We start from the raw sequence: 21,764 nt of genomic DNA, 5'->3' as shown, positions 1-21,764 counted from the left end.
AATTAAGTGAATTTGCTTCTACTCTCGGCGTATACTATCTTTGCAATTGAAGAAAGGAACATAATTTATAACATATACGGAAATGAAAAAGTGGGTATTTGGGTGTGCAATGGCGTTGGTGATAACCTCGTGCGACAATAAGAAATTTTCCATTCAGGGACGCGTGGCCGATGCCGATGGACAAGTACTGTATTTAGAGTCGTTGGCTGTGAATGGTACAGAGCTTCTCGATTCTGTCGAATTGGATAAGGACGGTCGGTTTAAATTCAAGTATCATGCTCCGCAGTATCCTGAGTTTTATCAATTGAGATTGGACAAGTCCATCATACATTTGGCCATAGATTCGACCGAAACATTGAACCTCTCGGCGAATGCGGCCGATTTTGCCAATGACTATGAACTTACAGGGTCGGACGAATGTGTGAAGATGCGCATTGTCGCTCAGGAAAGCGCCAAGTTAAAAAAACGAATCGATGAACTGTCCCGAGCCATGTCTTCCAATAGCGACCGTGTCGACGATTTGCGGAAGCAGGCAATCGAAGATTTGGCCGCCTATAAAAAGAAAATGTTCGATTTGGTATTGGAAAATCCGGCCTCGGCAACTGCATATTATATTGTTTTTCAAGAAATAAACGGAGATAAAATATTTGATCCTTATGATGCCGATGACCGAAAATTGATAGCTGCCGTCGCTACGGGATTCGATTCGCTTTATCCCGATTCGCCTCGATCCAAACAATTGAAGAACATGACACTGGCTGCTATTGCCGCTGAGCGTGCTGCGCAAAAGGAAAAGTCCGAAATTGAAGCGAGCACAGCCAATTTTCTGGATATGGAATTATACGATTTGCGAGGACGGAAAAAGGTCTTGTCCAATTTTGTCGATGCTGGTAAAGTCGTTCTTCTGAGTTTTACCGCCTATCAGGCCGATTATTCTCCGGTGTATAATATGAAGTTGGCCGAGCTCTATAAAAAATACAAGTCGAAAGGGTTGGAAATATATCAAGTTTCTTTGGATGCCGACGAGCAGGCTTGGAAAGTTGCGGCCGATAATCTCCCGTGGATTTGTGTGCGAGATCCTCAAAGTGTTTATTCGCATAATGCCGCCATGTATAATGTGAAGACACTGCCTACATGCTTTGTTATCGATAGGAATGACGGTATTGTAAAACGGATAGAAAAAGTCGATGAAATAGAAAACGCGGTACAGTCTCGGCTTTAAGGTTCGATACGAGGTTCGGAAAATGAACTTTTGGACGAATATCGTTGTTTTTTTTTGGAAGATAAAAAAAAAGAGAGTATCTTTGTCACATTGAAAGCACAAAAAGGAGTCCCGACAAACGGCGGGATTTCTTTTTTGTTTAGGAGCCGTTTTGAAATTTCCAAGTGATATTGGAACCTTCGAAAAATTGAAACGACATCTCGATGAGAAAATTATTTAATATAAACTATAGGAGTTAGATTATGGCTATTACGTACATGACCGAAGAAGGTTACAAAAAATTGATGGAAGAGATCGCTTATCTCGAAAATGTGAAGCGTCCCGAAATCTCACGGGCTATCGGTGAGGCACGTGATAAAGGAGATCTCTCGGAAAATGCCGAGTACGATGCCGCCAAAGAGGCGCAAGGAATGCTCGAAATGAAAATTTCTCAGTTGAAAGATTTAGTGGCGAATGCACGCTTTATCGACGAGAGTAAATTGAACACCCATACGGTTCAGATTTTGAATACAGTAAAAATTAAAAATGTGAAGAACGGGGCGGTAATGACCTACACTATCGTATCTGAGTCCGAAGCCAATTTGAGAGAAGGAAAAATCTCGGCCACGACGCCTATCGCCAAAGGACTGTTGGGCAAGAAAGTCGGAGACATCGCAGAGATTCAAGTGCCTTCTGGATTGATGTCGTTCGAGATCGTAGATATTTCTATTTAGGCATAAGCCGATGTGCGAGTTATGCACACCGGCTTTTTTATTATAGATATTCCCCCTTTCTCTCCTATAGTTCGCAGAAAGGGGGAATATTTTTTGTCACCCTGTTTCTTTTCACATTAATATAGAGTGTCTTGTCGAAAAGTCTCAGCGAGCTTAGCTTTTTTGTGTTTGATTTTCGCTATATTTATGGGATACGGTTCGGCATAGCCGAATCGGAAATATGATTTCCATTTGTCTTTGCACTCAACTTTCACTATATTTGTAGACCTAAAATCACGAAATTATGGCATCTATTTTCAGTCGTATCGTTGCCGGTGAAATACCGTGCTATAAAGTAGCCGAAGATGAAAACTACTTTGCTTTTTTAGACATCAGTCCCGTTGCCAAAGGTCATACTTTGGTTATTCCCAAACAAGAGGTCGATTATATTTTCGATTTGGACGATGAGACTTATGTGGGTCTTACCCGATTTGCCAAACGGGTGGCAAAAGCTATCGAGAAAGCGATTCCTTGTAAGCGAGTGGGAGTCGCTGTTATGGGACTCGAAGTCCCGCATACTCATATTCACCTCGTTCCTATTAACAAGGAAGCGGATATGAATTTTTTCCGGGACAAACTTTCTCTTGAATCTACCGAGATGCAAGCTATTGCCGAAGCTATCGCTCGGGAAATGGAATGATTCTTAGTGCCCTTAAAAAGCGTAGGCATTGGTTTTAATGAATCTTTCGTCGGTCATCATAAGATGAGATAGGGCGGGTGACATGCAGTGACGGAGTGTGGTAGGTTATTGTTCGTTTTGTTTGGCTGTCAGAAGTCTTTTTCTCAGAAATTTGGCCGGATACCAAGCGGTCACGAATCCCAGAATGAGGACGATGGCTGTGACTGCCAGCGTGTCGAGGAGTTCCAGCTTCACCGGATAGGCGTCGGTAATAAACACGCCTTCGGAACTGCCCAATTTCAGTATTCCGTATTCTTGTTGCAGATAGCAGAGTATGACTCCCAAGATGAGTCCCGAACCAGCCCCGATAGCCGAAATGAGCCACCCTTCGACAAGGAAGATTTTAGAAATGAGTCTGTCGTCGGCTCCGAGGTTTTGTAGTGTATCTATATCCCGTTTTTTGTCGATAATAAGCATCGACAAGGCTCCGATTACGTTGAATGTGGCAATCATCAGAATGAACGATAAAATAAGAAATGTGATCCATTTCTCTATTTGCACCCATTTGTACCAGTCGTTTTGCTGTATGTGGGTCGCCACCCGATAAGCGTCACCGAGGTGCTCTCTCAATTTTTTCGCAAATTCGTTTTCATTTGTCGTTGGAGTGAGGCGTAGCTCGATAGCGGTCGCTTCGGTAGTGTAACTGAACATCTCGCGAGCCGTCGACAAGGGTATGATGGCGAGCTGGTCGTCATAGATGGCTTGGTTGGCGCAGAATGTCGATGAGACGAAAATACGTCTCCCGTTGAACGACTGTGACGGATTGGCCAGATTGACTTTTCCCAACCGATTGGGAGCGTACAATTCTACCGGATAAGGAGAGTTGGCGACAACGCCGAGTTGTCCGGCTACGCCGATACCTAATGATACGTAGTCGATTCTGCCGTCGTTGAGTTGGAACGTTCCGCTCGTGACGATATCTTGTATGTGGGAAAGCTCTGTATAATTGTCGGGTACGCCTTTCACTAAAACAGGCCGTTGCCGGTCTTTGTATATGCAGAGGGCGTTTTCTTCGATGACGGGTGTGAATGTTTTCACCTCGCTCCATTCGGCGATTTGCTCGATAGCCTCTTCTTCGGTGTCGAGAGTTTTGCCTTGTAACGGGGTTATTTTTATCTGCGGGTCTATTTGGGAGTAGAGCGAGCCTATCAGCTCTGTAAATCCGTTGTAGACCGATAGCGTGCAGACGAGAGCCAACGTAGTGATAGCCACCCCGCATACCGAGACAATCGATATGGCATTGATGGCGCTATGCGATTTTTTTGAAAACAAGTAACGCCATGCTATTTTCCGGGCGAGGCGGTTCATAGGGAGCGTTTACTTTTTCAGTAGAGAATCTATGTTTTCGATGTAGTCGAGCGAATCGTCGAGGAAAAACGACAGTTCGGGAGTTTTTCTCAACTGGTAACGTACCCGCTGTGAAAGCTCGTACCGAATGGTTTTCGTATTGGCATTGATGTTTTCTATCATTTCTGCGCTCTTTTCCGGCGGGAAAATACTCAGGTAGGCTTTTGCCGTACTTAGGTCGGGACTTACCCGCACTACGCTTACCGATATGATTATCCCATGTGTTTTACGGGTTTCTGCCAAGAATATGTCGCTCAATTCTTTTTGGAGCAGTCGGCTTATTTTGTTTTGTCTGGTTGTTTCCATAATAGGTGGTTTTAATAAATAACAAAGTTTTACCTCGTATATCCGGCGAAATTATGGTTTTTTCCATAAGATCGTGAGTCCGTCTCGTAAGGGAAGTATAATTTTTTCTACCCGATTGTCGGTCGCGACGAAGTCGTTGAACCGTTCTATTCCTATGGTTTGGGCATCGCGGCTGTTCGGGTCGGTCACGACTTTCCCGTCCCATAGGGTATTATCGGCAAGAATGAACCCTTCCGGTCGCACCTTCGGCAATACGAGCTCGTAATATTTCAAGTAGTCCCTTTTGTTGGCATCGATAAACACGATGTCGTACGTGTCGGTTAGTGTCGGAATGATGTCCGAAGCATCGCCTATAATCAATTTTATCCGGTCGCGTAACGGAGATTTATCGAAATAACTGCGGGTGAAATCTTCTATCTCGTCGTCGATCTCTATGGTGTGTACTTCGCCGCCCTCGGTCAGTCCTTCGGCCAAGCACAAGGCCGAATATCCGGTGAAGGTTCCCAGTTCCAATATTCTGTGCGGCCGGATCATGCGGCAGAACATTTTGAGAATCCTCCCTTGCAGATGACCCGATACCATGCGCGGGCGCAAGTGGTAGAGATGGGTGTTTCTGTCGAGAGAAGCGAGCAGCTCGTCTTCCTTGTCGATGTGGGTCAATATGTATTCTTCCAGTTCGGGCGTCATGCTTCGGTATCTTCCATGTTGGGTAGCGTATAGTGGTCGAAGTTATCGAGAACTTCTCCCACTCGATTGATTTCTAAGAACGTCGTTCCTTTTCCTTCACCGAATCCGCCGCCCAGATAGGCGATTAAATCGTCTCGGTTTATCAGGTGTTGTTCCATGAGATGGTTTAGCCCGTTGAACAAATATTCGCGGGAAGTACGGGTTCGTTCCTGATATAACGGGAAGACGCCGTATGAGAGGGCCAATAACCGTATTGTCCGCTCGTAATAACAAATCGCCAATACCGGATATCTGCCGCGAAAGGCAGCGACATAACGGGCGGTTCGTCCTGTGTAACTGTCGGTAACGATAGCTTTCGTGCCCAATTTGTTAAACGTTTTTACGGCTTGTTTGGCAAGGAACGAAGTGACATCGGGGTCGTCGGTCGAGACTACCCGAATGTTGTTTTCCGTGAGTTTGTTGTTTTCGGCCTCTTCGGCTACACGGGCCATAGTCGCCACCGCTTCGACAGGATATTTCCCATAAGCCGTTTCACCGCTGAGCATAAGCGCATCGGTATGTTGATAAATGGCATTGGCGATGTCGGTAACTTCGGCACGGGTAGGCCGGGGATTTTTTATCATCGAGTGCAACATTTGTGTCGCTACGATTACCGGTTTCTTGGCCTGTATGCATTTTTTAATCAGTCGAGCCTGTATGCCGGGGATTTTTTCTTGGGGAACTTCTATTCCCAAATCGCCTCGCGCGACCATTACCCCATAGGCGGCTTCGAGTATCTCGTCGATATTATCCACACCCTCTTGATTCTCTATCTTGGCGATAATCTTGATGGGGCTTTTGTACTCGTCGAGTATAGCCTGTATATCGAGAACATCTTGTTTGCTGCGTACGAACGAGTGAGCGATGAAGTCGATATTTTGTTTAATGGCATAGCGGATATTGCGAATGTCTTTTTCTGTGAGAGACGGTAGGTTAATCCGTACTCCCGGTACATTTACGCTTTTGCGTGCACCCAGCTCTCCGTTGTTGAGCGATTCGCACAACAAATCGTCGTTCTCTTTTTTTCGCACGACAAATTCGAGCTCTCCGTCATCGATAAGTATGTGGCTGCCTATGGAAAGGTCCTCTGCAAAACGGGGATAACTCACCCCGATATATCCGTTGCCGGTCAATGTTCCTTCTTTTCCCGTGATGCGAACGATGTCGCCCGTCGAAAACAAAATGTTTGAATCCCCCGACAATGCGGTAGTACGCACTTCGGGTCCTTTTGTATCCATTAAAATGGCTATTTTGTTCGAAACGGCACGCACGTTGTCGATGATTTTTTGAAATCCTTCTTCTTGCAAATGGGCCGAATTCATACGCACCACATTCATGCCGCTTTCGTATAGCTGCTTGATAAAATCGACGTCGCAACGAGCGTCGGAAATGGTGGCTACTATTTTGGTATATTTGGACATATATGATTAATTTATCGTTCGTTTTCAATTAGAGCTTCTATGGCGAGCCGGTATGAGTCGAGTCCGAATCCGATGATCGACCCCTTCGCTGCGGCGGCTATCATTGACGTGTGCCGATACTCTTCCCGGGCATGTATATTGGAGATGTGCACCTCTATAACGGGGGCGGGCACTGCTCGTATGGCATCGCCGATTGCAATAGACGTGTGTGTGTATGCACCAGCGTTAAGGACAATGCCGTCGCAGGAAAAACCGGCTTCTTGAATTTTTCCGATGAGTTCGCCCTCTATGTTGGATTGATAGTATGCAATGTGGTGTTGGGCATAACGTTGCTGCAATTCACAGAGATAATCTTCGAAACTTTTTTCTCCGTAAATGCTTTTTTCTCTCTTCCCCAAAAGGTTAAGATTCGGCCCGTTAATAATAAGAATATTCATAAATCACTATCTTTGTAAGGAGAAATACATGTTTCGTATTCTCTTCGATTTTGCCTATTTTCATCAAGATACGGAATAGTCTGCCATTAGCGTAGCTTTGTTTTGTATAAAAGCTCAAAAAACTACTCCTGAATTTAGTGCAAAATTACAGAAAAAAAATGAGATATCGGATAAAAAGAAAATGGCATTAGTTGATACGGATAATTTGTTAAAACGTTTTAGTCGTTATTTGAGACTGGAACGAGGGCTTTCGGAGAATACGATAGCCGGTTATATGTCCGATGTAGAAAAGCTGGTTGACTTTATCGACTCGGAAAATTTGGATTGGAGAACCGTTACAGGAGCCGATTTGCATCAGTTTGTCGCTACATTACAAGATTTGGGTATCGGTGCACGGTCGCAGGCTCGTATTATTTCGGGGATAAAATCTTTTTTCAATTTTTTGAGAATGGAGAAATGCATCGATACGAATCCTTCGGAATTGATAGAGACTCCTAAATTGGGTATGAAATTGCCCGACGTGTTGACAGTAGAGGAGGTGGACGAGCTAGTCAATTCGTTCGACCTGTCGAAACCGGAAGAACGCCGCAATCGAGCGATTGTAGAAACATTGTATAGTTGTGGCCTTCGTGTTTCCGAATTGGTGGGGCTTCGTATGTCCAACCTCTATTTTAACGACGGTTATATCATCGTGGAAGGTAAGGGTAAAAAGCAGAGGTTGGTTCCTATTTCAGAGAAAGCGATTAAAGAAATTCGTCCTTATATAGATGATCGGCTATCCCTCGATATAAAGCGGGGCAACGAGAATATTTTGTTTCTGAATCGCCGGGGGACACAACTCACCAGAGTAATGATCTTCTATATTATCAAGAGGGCTTGTGAAAGATGTGGCATTCGTAAAAAAGTCAGTCCGCACACGTTGCGGCATACATTTGCTACCCATCTGTTGGAAGGAGGAGCCAATTTACGGGCAATACAACAGATGTTGGGCCATGAAAGTATCACTACGACAGAAATATATACTCATCTCGACCGGCAGTTTTTACGACAAGAGATATTGCAACACCACCCCAGAAATAAGAAAACCTTATAAATTATGAAGGTTAGATAAAAAAATTTGTATAAAAATAGTGGGAGTGTTCTATTTTTGTTTATTTTTGCCTTAAATATTAACCGCAATAGGAGTATTTTGTTTTTAAACAGTTGACTATAAAAGTAATATTTCAAAAAATAAGTGTAACCAAACAATTATTATTATGATTAAGAAAATCTATCTTCCTCTAATGCTTCTCATGACACTAGCATTTGTAGGGTGTAACAAAGACATGAAGCCGTTATCGGCCGATTATTTTACGGTAACCCCTTCTCCTCTTGAAGTAGTGGGCGGTCAAGTTCCTGCAACGGTTACTGGAACTTTCCCTGAAAAATATTTCGATAAGAAATCGGTTGTAACCGTAACTCCGTATTTGGTTTATGCCGACGGTGAAACTGCCGGAACTCCGTTTGTTTATCAAGGTGAAAAAGTAGAAGGTAACGACCAAGCCATTTCTTATAAAATGGGTGGCGTTGTTTCAATGCCGGTTAATTTCAAATACATTCCTGCTATGCGGAAATCGGAATTGCAATTGGCATTTAAGGTACAAAGAGGCAAAAAAACGTATGACCTTCCTCGTGTAACTGTTGCAGAAGGCGTTATTTCTACGGCCGAGATCGCTAACGCACAAGAATTGAATCCTGCTATTACGCCCGATAAGTTCCAACGTATCATAGAAGAAAAATATTCTGCCGACATTATGTTCCTTATTCAACAAGCCAACTTGCGTTCTGAGCAATTGAAATCGGAACAAATGAACGCTTTGCACAATGAAATCAAAGCTGCTACCGAAGCTCCTAATAAGGAATTGACCAATATCAATGTCGCTTCTTACGCTTCTCCCGATGGTGGTGTTAAGTTGAATACGACTTTGGCTGAAAACCGTGAGAAAAATACGGTTAACTATATGAAGAAGAGCTTGAAGAAAGGTAAAATCGATGCCGATATGACTGCCGAATTTACAGCTCAAGACTGGGAAGGTTTCAAAGAATTGGTTTCGAAATCGAATATCCAAGACAAAGAACTTATTTTGAATGTTCTTTCAATGTATTCCGATCCTGAACAACGCGAACGTGAAATCAAGAACATGTCTTCTGTGTTCAAAGTATTGGCCGAAGAAATTCTTCCCCAATTGCGTTATTCGAGAATCACAGCTTCTGTAAACGTTATCGGTAAATCTGACGAAGAAATTTCGAAATTGGCTAAGGAAGATGCCAAAGCTCTTTCTGTTGACGAATTGCTTTATGCCGCTACTTTGGTAAAGACCAATAAAGAAAAAGCCGCTATTTATGCAAAAGTCGTTGAAATCTATCCTAACGATTATCGTGGATACAACAACTTGGGTATGGTTCAATACGAAGAAGGCGATTTGGCTGCTGCTCAAAACAACTTTGCAAAAGCTGCCCGCATTGCTCCCAATACTCCCGAAGTTGCTATGAATCAAGGCTTGATCAGCTTGGCTAATAACGACTATGCTAAGGCAGAACAAGCATTTGGTAAATCTGCTGGTGTAGAAGAATTGAACGAAGCATTGGGTGTATTCTACATGAAGAAAGGTGACTATAACGCAGCTGTTAAAGCATTCGGCAATGTTAAATCCAACAATGCTGCTTTGGCTCAAATCTTGACGAAAGATTACAGCAAAGCAAAAGCTACTTTGGCCGGTGTTGAAGCTCCTAATGCCAATACATACTATTTGATGGCTGTTTTGGGTGCTCGTACCAACAACGAACAAATGGTTGTTTCCAACTTGAAGAAATCTATCAGCATGGATTCTTCGAAAGCCCAACAAGCTGCTACCGATCTTGAATTTGCAAAATTCGATATCGCTTCGCTTGTGAAATAAGATAGAAGATAAGTCTTTATTAATAGAGCCGGAGTTGCCCAGTGCAGCTCCGGCTTTTTTGTATAAAGGAATAGAAGATAAACGTTTTTGTTTCAGATTGTTCTTCTTGAAGTGGGATTATTTCGGTTAAACTCGTACATTTGCACAGAATATACAGATTTGGAGAAATGAAAAACCGTAGGAATTTTTGGGCATTATTGCCGGTATTGGTGTTTGTATTATTATCGTTCGTTTATTTTTGTCCCGATGTAATCGAAGGGAAAATATTGTTTCAACATGACACCCAACAAGGTTTAGCTATCGGGCATGAGGCGAAAACGTATGCCGAAGAGACCGGAGAAATGCCTCGTTGGACGGGTACGGTATTCTCCGGTATGCCCACGTTCCAAATAGCTCCGAGCTATGCGAGCAATGAACCGTTGAAAGGATTGCAAAAGATCTACAACTTGTGGCTGGTTTCGCCGGTGTCTTTGTTGTTTATCATGATGTTGGGCTTTTATATCCTTATGTTGTCGCTGAATGTCCGTTGGTATCTGGCAGCCTTTGGGGCGATAGCCTATGCGTTTTCTTCCTATTTTTTCATTATTATCGCGGCGGGGCACATTTGGAAGTTTATTACTTTGGCTTATATCCCGCCGACGATCGCCGGTATCGTGCTGGCCTATCGGGGTAAATATCTGTTGGGTGGAGCGTTGGCTGCTCTGTTCGGGGCATTGCAAATCATGTCGAACCATGTGCAAATGTCCTATTATTTTTTGTTTGTTATCCTTGCCGTAGTGATTGCCTATGCGGTAGAACATTATCGTTCGCATACGTTGCCTCGCTTTTTCAAAGCCACCGGAGTATTGGTTATCGCCGCTTTATTGGCTGTCGGAGCGAATGCCTCGAATCTGTATCATACCTATAAGTATTCGAAGGAATCCATGCGAGGTGGACATACCGAGCTGACATCGCAAGACAATTCCCAAGAAAATACGGGCAGCGGATTGGATAAGGATTATATTACTCAATGGAGTTATGGTAAGATGGAGACGCTTACCCTGCTTATTCCCGACAGTAAGGGAGGAGCCAGTGGACTGCTCTCCGAGAATGAGCATGCGACGAAGGCTGCCGATCCTCAAATCCGTCCTTATTTGTCTCAGGTCGACCGATACTGGGGTGACCAGCCTTTCACGTCTGGGCCCGTTTACGTGGGTGCGTTGATTTTCTTTTTGTTCGTATTGGGGTGTTTTATCGTTCATACTCCGTTGAAATGGGCATTGCTTGTAGTAACTATATTGACCGTTATGCTGTCATGGGGGAAGAATATGATGTGGTTTACCGACTGGTTTATCGATTATTTCCCCATGTATAACCGGTTCCGTACCGTTTCGAGTATTTTGGTCGTTGCCGAGTTTTGTATGCCTCTGCTCGCTGTGTTGGCATTGAAAAAGATATTCGACGATCCCTCGATTCTTAAAAGAGAAAAATGGTCGTTCTATTTGAGCGGCGGTATAGTGGGGGGGATTGCCTTATTGGCGGCCTTGTTCCCCGGTTTGTTCGATGATTTCTTGAAAGATTATGAATTGGAGGCTATACAGCAACCCGGTTATGGAGAGTTATTCGCCGGGATAGCCGAGGCTCGACGAGCTATATTCACGGCCGATGCATGGCGTTCGTTCGTTATTGTTGCATTGGGCTTTGTCGCTTTGTGGCTTTTGAGGGAGAAGAAGTTAGGTTCGACTGTGGTAATGGTTGCGTTGGTCGTAGTTCTTATCGGCGATATGTATCCGGTCAATAAACGTTATCTCAATAGCGGTAACTTCGTGACTGCTGCCCGGAAAACCAATCCTTTCCCCATGACCGAGGCCGATCGTTATATCTTGCAAGACAAAGATATGAATTACAGAGTATTGAATGCTGCTGCGGGACCAACTTTGGAGGCAAGTTTCAACGAGCCTCGTACTTCGTATTATCATAAATCGGTGGGAGGATACCATGCCGCCAAGTTGCGTCGTTATCAAGACTTGATAGAGCATCAGTTGGTGAATGCCAATCCTGCGGTATTGAATATGTTGAACACCCGTTATATTATCCAACCTCTCGAAAACGGAAAAGAGACGGTGGTACGCAATCCCGGAGCTTTGGGGAACGCATGGTTCGTTTCGGAAGTGAAATGGGTTGATAATGCCGATTCCGAGATGGAGGCGATTACCGATTTCGATCCGTCGTTTACAGCGGTGGCCGATCGTAAATTCAAGAATGAAATCGGTGAGAAAATCATTCCTCCGGTTGCCGGTGATACGATTTATGAGACAGCATACAAACCAGATGAATTGACTTATCGTTACCAATCCCGAAATGGTGGATTGGCTGTTTTCTCAGAGATATATTTCCCGTGGGGCTGGCAAGTGACAGTCGATGGAAAACCGGTCGATATGGCGAGGGTGAATTATGTGCTGCGGGCGGTAAATCTTCCCGCCGGAGACCACGAAGTCATTTTCCGTTTCGACCCGCAATCGGTTCATACGACCGAAGCGGTTGCCTATGTTTCTTTGTTCCTTATCTTGGGAGCATTTGTAGTGGTGGGGCTTGGAGCGTGGAAAAAGCGTAACGATTTGTCTGTGGAAGATTAGGAATACCGTCATGCAAAAAAAGTTCTGGAAGGATTATACGTCGCCGATGAGTCGCATGCGTCAAGCATGGGGATTCGGTATCCATTCTCCTTTTGCGTTTAGACTCATTACGAAGGTCATACGGGAGAAAGCGAGGTACTATGCCTATGATGACATAGAGGCGATTTGTCACGAGCATGTGGACGATAGTCTTTCGCATCGACAGAAACATTTGCGGAAGCGGATTTCGACAAGCCGAGGAAGGCTTTTTTTTCGATTGACCAACTTCTTTCGTCCGGATAACATTCTCGAAATAGGAACTTCATGGGGAATTTCGACTCTCTATTTGAGATTGGCGGGAAGACAATCTGAGATTACGGTTGTAGAACCGCTGCCCGAGATTCATGATTTTGCCGAGAGCCTTTTTGCCGAGGTTGGAGAGAAGGCCGATTTCGCTCGGGAAGAATATGCTACGTTTCTCTTGGACTATTTTCGACAAACACCCGAGCGTCTGTATATTGTCGTGAATCGTTTGCCCAAGCCGTATTATCGGGCATTGCCCGATTTGCTTGCCCCTGTTTTGGATATGCATGCGTTGTTGATAATAGATGGTATCCGCAGTAATAGCGAAGTGAAATCGTGGTGGGAAAAGCTCGTTAAAGACGAGCGTGTGAGGGTAACTGTCGATATGAAGAATGTCGGTTTGGTGTGTTGTGATCCTAAACTGAATAAACAAGATTATCAAGTCTCGTTATAGCGATTTCAGGTTTCGAGATAAAATAGATAGAAGTTGGAATAAATTTGAATTTATTCTCTGCGTTGCGAATCGCCGGAAGTGAGTGAGGAAATTACTCGGATAAGATTTTGCGGATAGTTTCTTTATCTTTAACTAATTGTGACTGTAAGGCCTTTATATCGGCGAATGTTTTCTCCGTGCGTACATATTCGATAAGTTCGACAGATAAGGTCTTGCCGTATAAATCTTCCGAGAAATCAAAAATATTCACCTCTATGCTATAATCGTTCGGGCGGTTTAGTGTCGGCCGATGTCCTATATTAAGCATGCCTCCGTAATGTTTGCCGTCTGGTATCCCGATTCGTACGGCATAAACTCCATTTGCAGGAATCAGTTTGTCCGGGTAGTCGATATTTAAATTAGCCGTGGGAAATCCTATTTTCCTTCCGACCTGAAAACCTTTTACCACATTCCCGTGCAACGTATAAGGATATGAAAGTAATCGGTTGGCGGTGCAAACATCGCCTTGCAAAAGATATTTTCGGATAATCGAAGAGCTTACCGGCCCGAGGTCGGTCACAAATTCAGGGGCATGGATTATTTCTATCCCTAAGTCCTTGCCATATTTGACGTACTCTTCGAAACCCTCGGCCCGGTTATGCCCGAAACGATGGTCATAGCCGATGATAAGCCCTTTTATACAGTATCGGTTTGACAGGATTTTCAAGAAATCGTACGCCGATAATAAGGACATTTCGGGTGTGAAGTCAAGAAAAATAGTTCGATCTATCCCGGTTTTTCGCAACAGCTCGGCTCGTTCTTCGGGCGATGTCAGCATGCGAAAAGGTATTTCGGGGTGAAGTACCTGCTGCGGGTGTGTGCGAAATGAGATGACTGCCGACGATAAGTTTCTCATAGCCGCTTCTTCTTTTACTTTTTCGATAACGGCTCGATGCCCCGTATGTACACCGTCGAATACACCGAGTGCTGCAAAAGCGGCTTGATCGTTTGTGATACCTTTATATTCAGAAGTCATCTATCGATTGGGTATTGAAAAATGTTACTATATCCCTGTCGGGTGTTACGAGAAAAGTCTTGAATCCGAGGCTGGCCGCAGCATCTAAATTCTTTTGAGAATCATCGAAAAATAAAGTCTCTTGCGGAACAATACGGGATAGTTCGATCACTTTTTTGAAAATAGCGATGTCTGGTTTACAAGATTTTAATCGGTAGGATAAATAAACGTCGTCGAAATAATCGGTAATCGATAATCCCTCTTGTGCAAAGCACTCGGCTATTTTGGTATCGAACATGATAGGATTCGTGTTGCTCAACATCATAACGTTGAATCGCTGTCTCAATTTCCGTAATAGAGTCAAACGGTCGAGGGGAATCCCGATTAAAAGTTCGTTAAGGGCATGGACGATTTCCTCGTCCGAGACGGCTTTCCCTATCTTTTGGCGCATGCGCTTGAAAAAGTCGCTTGGGGATATTTTTCCCTCTTCCAAATCCATGAGTGTTCCCCGTTGGACGGATAGGTCCAGCATTTCGTCGGCTTTTTCATCGCCTAATGCCGTTAAAGCATCGACACAACGTTGCCGGTCGAGATTTATAATAACTCCACCTAAATCGAATAATAAATTCCGGATACCCGCCAAAGACGTATTCATAAATACAGTTTTAAGTGCAGCGAAAATAGGGCGAACCGAGGGTAAAATAAATTTGCTTGATTACATTCGGGTGTTACCTATTCTCGCATTTTATGCAAAAGTAGTGAATTTTGTGCGGTATTCTGGCTGCATAGAAAAATTTTTAGAAGCTGTTTTAAATTTATTCCGAGACAGATTAAGACCTATGTTGAAGCAGATTGGAGTCCGAGATACGCAGTCAATAGCGGGCTATTGACAAAAATCAAGGGATTCAAGATGCGAGACAGGGGCTCAATAGGGCCGGAACATACCTGCCTGCAATGATAATATTATTTCTCAATAAATTTAAAACAGCTTCTTAGTTGACGGAAGCATGACGGTCGATGGTACAACCGTATTGAGCAGAGGAGAAATGCTTGTACAATTTTTGTTTATGCTGTTTCATGGAAAGGCGAGGTATATTGGGGTACGATAGAGAAGGGGTGATTTCAACCGTCTTTTATATTCCCTTTGAAGAAAAATAAAAAAATATTTTGGGGTTTCTTTGAAAACATCTATCTTTGCACACGCTTACGGAAATATCCGTGCCGGTCCTATAGCTCAGTTGGTTAGAGCATCTGACTCATAATCAGGGGGTCCTTGGTTCAAGCCCAAGTGGGACCACATAAAGCAGGTTGCGAGAAAATCGCAATCTGCTTTTTTGTTTGTCTCGATAGAAAAAATCTTATATTGAGCCAGTAGATTTTTAGGCTCTGTCGATAATTAATGGGGATTGCCCGTTTTATACTTCTAACTCCTCAATCAAAGATTATATAATATCTTCTCAACTCCTCCGTCACTTCGTGACACCTCCCCTATATGGCTAACGCCACACTACGGAGCACGGCAGAGGAGGAGGCCAAACACGATCCATCTCATTGATAAATAGTGTGATAGAAGGGCATTAAACCTCCTCCTCTGTGTTTTGCAATGCAAAATATAGGGGAGGTGTCACGAAGTGACGGAGGGGTTAGAAAATACCCGCAGTGAAAATAATCAAGTTTCTCCTCCTCCTCTGCCGTGCTCCGTAGCATTACGAGGTGTTTCCGTTTTCATAAGGGAATATAGGGAGAATGCCTATGAGACGAGGGGATTAACCCTTACAGCTAAAAATCTTATGAAATCTTTTCAACCCTTCTCCTCAGAAACTATTGTTTCTTCGGTATCTCTTCTCTATATTGCGTCACAACGTCCTGTAAGGCTACGGTACACGGCAGAGGAGAAGAGTAGATACAATCCCCTCTCATTCGCTAACATTCAGGGCTATCCCCATGAATTTTCTACTGAACCCTTATATTCTTAAATGGTCTAATTATAATATTAAATAATTGTGATATTTCTCCAATTTAATTTATTATAATTAACTGTAATTGTGGGGATAACTGTAATTTTTTATAAGAATTTTTCATTAAGATTTTTTTAATTGGTGATTAGTTTTATAATATTATTATATCTTTGAGGAAAGAAATTCATCACCTAATTTAAAATAAAAAGTTGTATCTGAATAACTTTTGGTATTATCGGTTTTGAATATTCATTTTTAGAAGTTAAGTTATAAGACTATGAATCACAAAGAAATATATGATTTAAATATTTTATCGGAATCATTGATCTCGAATGACGAAACTTTTCAACAAGCATGTGACGATGATTTGATGCGGAGATTAGCTTTGGACGATGAAAGATCTTTTGATTCTATTTTTAAATTGTATTATAAGGACCTTCTTCTTTATGCGGGGAGCTATCTTCGCGAAAGACAAGTTTGTGAGGATATAGTTCAATCCTTATTCATGCATTTATGGTATGACCGGAAAACACTGTCTGTGGGGAGATCGTTAAAATCTTATCTGTTAATTTCCGTTCGGAATCGTTGTTTCGATTACATGAGGCATCAAAATGTCAGGAACGATTATTTTGATTACGTAAATGAAAACTCGGTATTATCGAGCTCCAATACCGAGGAATATATTTTATATTCCGAATTACAAGATCATATAAAAAAAGCGATAAATAAATTGCCGAAAGCTCAAAAAGAGGTTTTCGTATTGAGCCGGATAAAAGGTATAAAATATAAAGAAATCGCTAAAAAACTGAATGTCTCGGAACGTACGGTTGAAGTTCGTATAAGCCAGTCATTAAAAACATTGCGGACTCTTTTGAAAGATTTTTTCTTATTGATTGCTGTTTTATTTGTACGATAGATAAAAAAAATTCTGTTTTCATTGTGGATTTTTTGGGGATAAACGTCTTATTAATAGAAAGGGATAAAAATGGAATTATCGAATGAGAATATTGACCGTCTTATTGTAAGATATCTATCTGGAAATTTGAAATTACAGGATAAGCGTGTGCTTGAAACGTGGATTTCGAATAACCAAGATAATTATGATTACTTCTTAAAAATGAAAAATTTGTGGGAGGTGACGCATCCTGCTTTTGATGTACGGTCTATTTCGACGACTAAGGCTTTAAGTCGGATAAAGTTGAAGATGGGTTTACGAGAAAAACGTGTGATACGCATATATCGTTATTGGAGTAGAGTTGCCGCAGTTTTAATTATTCCTATTTTGTTTGCGTTGATATATATGGTTGCCGATAGGTTTGTAGAACAAGATTATTCTAAAATAAGTTATCAGAAAATATCGGCTCCTTATGGAACCCGTATACAAATGAATTTGCCTGATGGTTCTATCGTATGGTTGAATTCTGGTGGTGAATTGAAATATCCTACGAAATTTAAGGCCGGAGAGCGTAGCGTTTACTTGAATGGAGAAGCCTTTTTCGAAGTCCGTTCCGATAAGAAAAATCCTTTCATTGTATATACCGAGGACATGGAAGTTAAAGCCACAGGTACGGCTTTTAATGTAGAAGGTTATAGCAATGATACGATAAATGCTGTGACCATGGTTAATGGCGTTGTAGAGGTTGAGTTGGATAGGAGTAAAGAACGGTTGAATTTGAAACCGGGACAAAGAATAAATTATAATACGAAACGGCAAAATTATCGTGTAGAAGAGGTCGATACTTATAAATGGTGTGCATGGAAAGATGGCAAATTAATTTTTAGAGATGAACCTTTGGACGATGTATTCCGAAAGATAGGACAAGTTTACAATGCCGATATTGTGGTGATGGACAAAGATTTGGCGAAACATATGTATCGTGCGACCTTTCAGGGAGAAACGCTCGATGAGATTCTACGGTTAATGAAATTGACTGTTCCCATGAAATACATAGAAAAAACTTCCGAGAAAGCTATGCCTAATGGCGTTTATTCCAAGAGATATATCGAAGTAGTGAGATTATAGAAAATAATTATGAATAACCTTAAAAATTTTATATTATGAAGAGAAAGACGGATTAGATAGAATAGAAAGAATTATCCGCCATATAAAGAAGGGTGGAACCTTCCTCCATATCCACCCTTCATAAGTTAGCGGAAAGATAACACTTAGAGTTTATTATCCTTAAATACCAACTAAACTAACACAAATGTATGAACTTTATTTCTATTTTGAAAGGTAGGAAGCAACAATTTCTGCCTAAGAATCTTCTAATTATAAAAATTTGCTCGCTTTTGTTGGTTTGCTGTAATGTTATGGCTTTCGGTGCAGATAATCATACACGCGATCCATTAGTAAGCGTCAATATGAAAAATGCTACTCTCGAAAGCGTTTTGAATTATATAGAGGAAACAACCAGTTACTCTTTTTTGTACAATAAACAGCAAGTAGATGTCGGTCAGAGGATCGATATATCGCAGAAAGATCAACCTATCTCCGTAATTCTGGATATTTTGTTTAAAGGGAGCGATATTACGTATTCTATAAACGGAAAGCAGATAGTTCTCAGTAAAAGCCGGTCAAATGCTTCTTCGAAGGTCGATAAGCGCCTGCTTACGGGTACGGTTATCGATAGTAAGGGAGAAGCCGTTATCGGAGCTAATGTGATTGTAAAAGGCGAGAAATCGGGAAAAGCGACCGATATAGAAGGAAATTTTTCCATCGAAGTCCCCGACAAAGGTGTTCTGTTGGTGTCTTATATTGGGTTTCAACCGCAGGAGGTGAGTTATGGCACGAAAAAAAATGTGACTGTGGTTTTACAGGAAAATAATACATCTCTTGACGAAGTCGTTGTCGTGGGTTTCGGTAAACAGAAAAAAGAGAGTGTGATCGGTGCTATTCAATCGGTAAAAGCCAGTGAACTTCGTGTGCCCACTACCAACCTTACTAACACGTTTGCCGGTCGTATTGCCGGCGTAATATCGGTTCAGAAAACCGGGGAGCCGGGAGCCGACGGTGCGAATTTTTGGATACGAGGAGTCAGTACATTCGCTTCGGGTTCAGCTCAGAATGCCTTGATATTAATTGATGGAACAGAATCCAGCACGTATGATTTGAATGCCTTAGCACCGGAAACAATCGAGAGTTTTTCTGTCTTGAAAGATGCTACGGCAACTGCTCTTTATGGTTCGCGTGGGGCGAACGGCGTTCTTTTGGTTACGACCAAGTCGGGTCGAATGAATCAAAAACCTACGATAAATGTTCGTGTCGAAGGGCGAATGTCCATGCCTACACAGATTCCCGAACTGGCCGATGGTGTCACTTATATGAAAATGTTTAATGAAGCGATCGAAGCTCGTACTCCCGGAGCGAATCCTCAGTTTACCGACGATCAGATTCAAGGAACTATTGAGAACCGCAATCCTTACCTTTATCCAAATAACGATTGGTATGATATTATTTTTAAAGATGTCACGTTTAATCAGGCTGCGAACATAAACGTTTCCGGTGGGTCGAAAAACATGGATTATTTTGTCAGTGCGACATTTAATAACGATATGGGGTTGGTACAAGAAGCAAAAGAAAATCCGTTAAAGAATAATATTCAGAATTTGCGGTATTCGTTTCAAGCCAATGTAAATACTCATATTTCGTCCACTACCAAAATGGGGGTGAAATTAAATGTTCAAATACAAGATTACAAGGGCCCTTATAATAGTATCAATACGATCTTTAATCGGGTAATGTGGGCACAGCCTACCTATTTCCCGGTGAAATTTCCTCAAATCGAGGGTACGAATTATATCGCATGGGGTAATAAATCGGGTGGCGCCCAACTCAACCGTTATCCGAATCCGTATGCCGAACTGGCTTCCGGTATAAAGGAAATGTTCCGCATTACGACGATGGCGACGTTTAATATAGACCAAGATTTGAAGTTTATTACTAAGGGATTGTCCGTTAAAGGTTTATTCTCTATGAAGCATTTCTCTTCTACGACTTTGAATCGTACTTATACTCCCTATTATTTCGAAATCGACCCGAACACGATTGTTACCGATCCTATTACGGGGAATCAATCTTGGAAGTTGAGAAATGTCAATAACGATGGAACCGATGCGTTTTCTTTTACCAAAGCCTATTCGGGTGATAGGTTATTCAATTTTAATGTTTCGTTAGATTATCAAAGAAAGTTTGCCGATCTTCATGATATTTCAGCGCAACTGATCTATTTACAACGAGGGGTTTATAGTAGTAATCCGGCCAATTATAACTCTTCTCTCGGAGAGTTGAATCAAGGTATGGCCGGAAGATTTACGTATGACTTTGATAAACGTTATTTCTTTGAGTTTAATTTCGGATATAATGGGAGTGACAATTTCGCCAAAGGTAAGCGGTTTGGCTTCTTCCCGTCCTATGCACTCGGTTATATTATTTCGAACGAGGACTTTTTTGCCCCTTTGAATAAGACGATTAGTCTGCTGAAATTAAGAGGATCGTATGGAACGGTTGGAAATTCTAATTCTTCTGTTCGTTTTCCCGGATATACCAATGTCAATATGAATGGAGCCGGATATGCTTTCGGTGAGGATTTCAAAGCTACCGAGGCTGGAGCTATCATAACGACATACGGTAATGAAAATGCTACTTGGGAGGTTGCTAAAAAAGCAAATGTGGGTATAGAATTGGGTTTGTTCGATCAAAAATTCTTGTTGATTGCCGATTACTTTCATGAAAATAGGGACAAAATTTTAATGACTCGGCAAACTATTTCGCCTACGATAGGAATTGGTGATGCTAATCCGGTAGCCAATGTGGGAAAAGTGACGAATAGAGGAGTTGATATGTCTTTGGAATATAATCATGCGTTTTCCAAAGATATTGTTCTTTCGGTTAAAGGGAACTTTACTTATGCTGTAAATAAAATATTGGAGAAAGATGAACCCCATTATCCGTTTAGTTATCAATACGAGAGAGGCGGAGCCTTGAATCGTGTCGGGCCGGCTTACATAGCGCTGGGGTTATTTAAAGATGAGGAAGATATTAAAAATAGTCCCAGTCAAGAGGCTATCATGCCTAATATAAAACCGGGGGATATAAAATATCAGGATTTGAATGAAGATGGGGTGGTTAACGAGTATGACCGTACCTATATCGGAAATCCTTATATCCCACAGATTGTATATGGTTTCGGAGCCTCTTTCCAATATAAGAATTGGGACTTCTCTGTATTCTTCCAGGGTGCGGGAAAAGTCTCTATTTATTTGGACGATATACATCCGTTCGATATCTATCATAAGAATGTTTTGAAATTTGTGGCAGATGACTATTGGTCGGCATCTAATCCCAATCCTAATGCGAAGTATCCGAGGTTGGCGCACAATGTAGATAATACGAATACATACCAGAAGTCAACATTCTGGTTGAGAGATGGTTCTTTCCTGAGATTGAAAAATGCCGAGATAGGATATTCCTACAAATTTATGAGAGCCTATATTGCCGGTAGTAATTTATTGACATTTACGGGCTTTAAGTATTGGGATCCTGAGATCGGAGGCGGATCTAACAGTGGCAATGGATTGGTATATCCTTTACAGAGAGTTTTCAATCTGGGTGTTCAATTTAATTTCTAAA

The 21,764-nt window shown here is 42.1% G+C and carries 17 protein-coding genes and 1 tRNA gene; 11 read left to right on the top strand and 7 right to left on the bottom strand.

What is annotated here, in order from left to right; all coding sequences use genetic code 11:
• The first annotated feature begins 82 nt into the window (after positions 1-82).
• The 3 genes from NBH06_RS09185 (at position 83) to NBH06_RS09175 (ending at position 2,614) form a co-directional block, all read left to right on the top strand.
• The gene (locus NBH06_RS09185; RefSeq protein ID WP_195330654.1) at positions 83-1,222 is read left to right on the top strand and encodes a TlpA disulfide reductase family protein; all 1,140 of its coding nucleotides are present in this window, start codon (positions 83-85) and stop codon (positions 1,220-1,222) included.
• A gap of 242 nt (positions 1,223-1,464) precedes the next feature.
• Complete coding sequence (gene greA, locus NBH06_RS09180) at positions 1,465-1,935, top strand: transcription elongation factor GreA (protein ID WP_008863075.1); 471 nt, start codon at positions 1,465-1,467, stop codon at positions 1,933-1,935.
• A gap of 283 nt (positions 1,936-2,218) precedes the next feature.
• Positions 2,219-2,614: an HIT family protein gene (locus NBH06_RS09175; protein ID WP_008863076.1), complete on the top strand. Its 396-nt coding sequence runs from the start codon at positions 2,219-2,221 to the stop codon at positions 2,612-2,614.
• 105 nt (positions 2,615-2,719) lie between these two features.
• Here the strand turns inward: NBH06_RS09175 and NBH06_RS09170 are convergent, their stop codons facing one another.
• Genes NBH06_RS09170 through aroQ form a run of 5 tightly spaced genes read right to left on the bottom strand, consistent with a single transcriptional unit; the run spans position 2,720 to position 6,890 of the window.
• On the bottom strand, positions 2,720-3,961 hold the full coding sequence (locus NBH06_RS09170) for an FtsX-like permease family protein (protein ID WP_021891688.1): 1,242 nt from the start codon (positions 3,959-3,961) through the stop codon (positions 2,720-2,722).
• 9 nt (positions 3,962-3,970) lie between these two features.
• Positions 3,971-4,306 (bottom strand): 30S ribosome-binding factor RbfA, encoded by a 336-nt coding sequence (rbfA, locus tag NBH06_RS09165; protein ID WP_008863078.1) that lies wholly within the window; start codon positions 4,304-4,306, stop codon positions 3,971-3,973.
• A 51-nt stretch (positions 4,307-4,357) separates the two neighbouring features.
• Positions 4,358-4,993, bottom strand: a complete 636-nt coding sequence (locus NBH06_RS09160; protein ID WP_021891687.1) for an O-methyltransferase — start codon at positions 4,991-4,993, stop codon at positions 4,358-4,360.
• A complete protein-coding gene (gene pyk, locus NBH06_RS09155) occupies positions 4,990-6,453 on the bottom strand; it encodes a pyruvate kinase (RefSeq protein WP_008863080.1) in 1,464 nt (487 codons plus the stop codon). Before pyk ends, NBH06_RS09160 begins: the two co-directional genes overlap by 4 nt.
• An 11-nt stretch (positions 6,454-6,464) precedes the next feature.
• A complete protein-coding gene (gene aroQ, locus NBH06_RS09150) occupies positions 6,465-6,890 on the bottom strand; it encodes a type II 3-dehydroquinate dehydratase (protein ID WP_046410538.1) in 426 nt (141 codons plus the stop codon).
• A 181-nt stretch (positions 6,891-7,071) separates the two neighbouring features.
• On the opposite strand from aroQ, the gene xerD reads away from it, so the two are divergent.
• The 4 genes from xerD (at position 7,072) to NBH06_RS09130 (ending at position 13,180) form a co-directional block, all read left to right on the top strand.
• Complete coding sequence (xerD, locus tag NBH06_RS09145; protein WP_008863082.1) at positions 7,072-7,983, top strand: site-specific tyrosine recombinase XerD; 912 nt, start codon at positions 7,072-7,074, stop codon at positions 7,981-7,983.
• A gap of 163 nt (positions 7,984-8,146) precedes the next feature.
• On the top strand, positions 8,147-9,829 hold the full coding sequence (locus NBH06_RS09140) for a hypothetical protein (RefSeq protein WP_250793987.1): 1,683 nt from the start codon (positions 8,147-8,149) through the stop codon (positions 9,827-9,829).
• 167 nt (positions 9,830-9,996) lie between these two features.
• Positions 9,997-12,444 (top strand): YfhO family protein, encoded by a 2,448-nt coding sequence (locus NBH06_RS09135; protein WP_250793985.1) that lies wholly within the window; start codon positions 9,997-9,999, stop codon positions 12,442-12,444.
• Between the two features lie 10 nt (positions 12,445-12,454).
• Positions 12,455-13,180, top strand: coding sequence for an O-methyltransferase (locus tag NBH06_RS09130; protein WP_250793983.1), 726 nt, complete (start codon positions 12,455-12,457; stop codon positions 13,178-13,180).
• A gap of 91 nt (positions 13,181-13,271) precedes the next feature.
• On the opposite strand, the gene NBH06_RS09125 is transcribed toward NBH06_RS09130, so the two are convergent.
• On the bottom strand, positions 13,272-14,195 hold the full coding sequence (locus NBH06_RS09125; protein WP_021891681.1) for a bifunctional riboflavin kinase/FAD synthetase: 924 nt from the start codon (positions 14,193-14,195) through the stop codon (positions 13,272-13,274).
• Positions 14,185-14,829 (bottom strand): HAD family hydrolase, encoded by a 645-nt coding sequence (locus NBH06_RS09120; RefSeq protein ID WP_021891680.1) that lies wholly within the window; start codon positions 14,827-14,829, stop codon positions 14,185-14,187. The genes NBH06_RS09125 and NBH06_RS09120 overlap by 11 nt, the downstream gene beginning before the upstream one ends.
• A 568-nt stretch (positions 14,830-15,397) precedes the next feature.
• Between NBH06_RS09120 and NBH06_RS09115 the strand changes: the two genes are divergently transcribed.
• The 4 genes from NBH06_RS09115 (at position 15,398) to NBH06_RS09100 (ending at position 21,763) form a co-directional block, all read left to right on the top strand.
• Positions 15,398-15,471 (top strand) — tRNA-Ile (locus tag NBH06_RS09115).
• 938 nt (positions 15,472-16,409) lie between these two features.
• On the top strand, positions 16,410-17,048 hold the full coding sequence (locus NBH06_RS09110) for an RNA polymerase sigma-70 factor (protein WP_008863088.1): 639 nt from the start codon (positions 16,410-16,412) through the stop codon (positions 17,046-17,048).
• A 69-nt stretch (positions 17,049-17,117) separates the two neighbouring features.
• Entirely contained in the window at positions 17,118-18,155 is a 1,038-nt protein-coding gene (locus tag NBH06_RS09105) for a FecR family protein (protein ID WP_195492540.1), read from the top strand.
• Positions 18,156-18,496: 341 nt separating this feature from the next.
• Complete coding sequence (locus NBH06_RS09100) at positions 18,497-21,763, top strand: TonB-dependent receptor (protein ID WP_195330120.1); 3,267 nt, start codon at positions 18,497-18,499, stop codon at positions 21,761-21,763.
• The last annotated feature ends 1 nt before the right edge of the window (position 21,764 follow it).

It is taken from the genome of Barnesiella sp. B2-R-119, assembly GCF_023656675.1.
Classification (GTDB): Bacteria; Bacteroidota; Bacteroidia; order Bacteroidales; family Barnesiellaceae; genus Barnesiella; species Barnesiella intestinihominis.
Note: the sequence above shows the minus strand (reverse complement) of the source record. Positions and strands in the feature narration are given on the sequence as shown.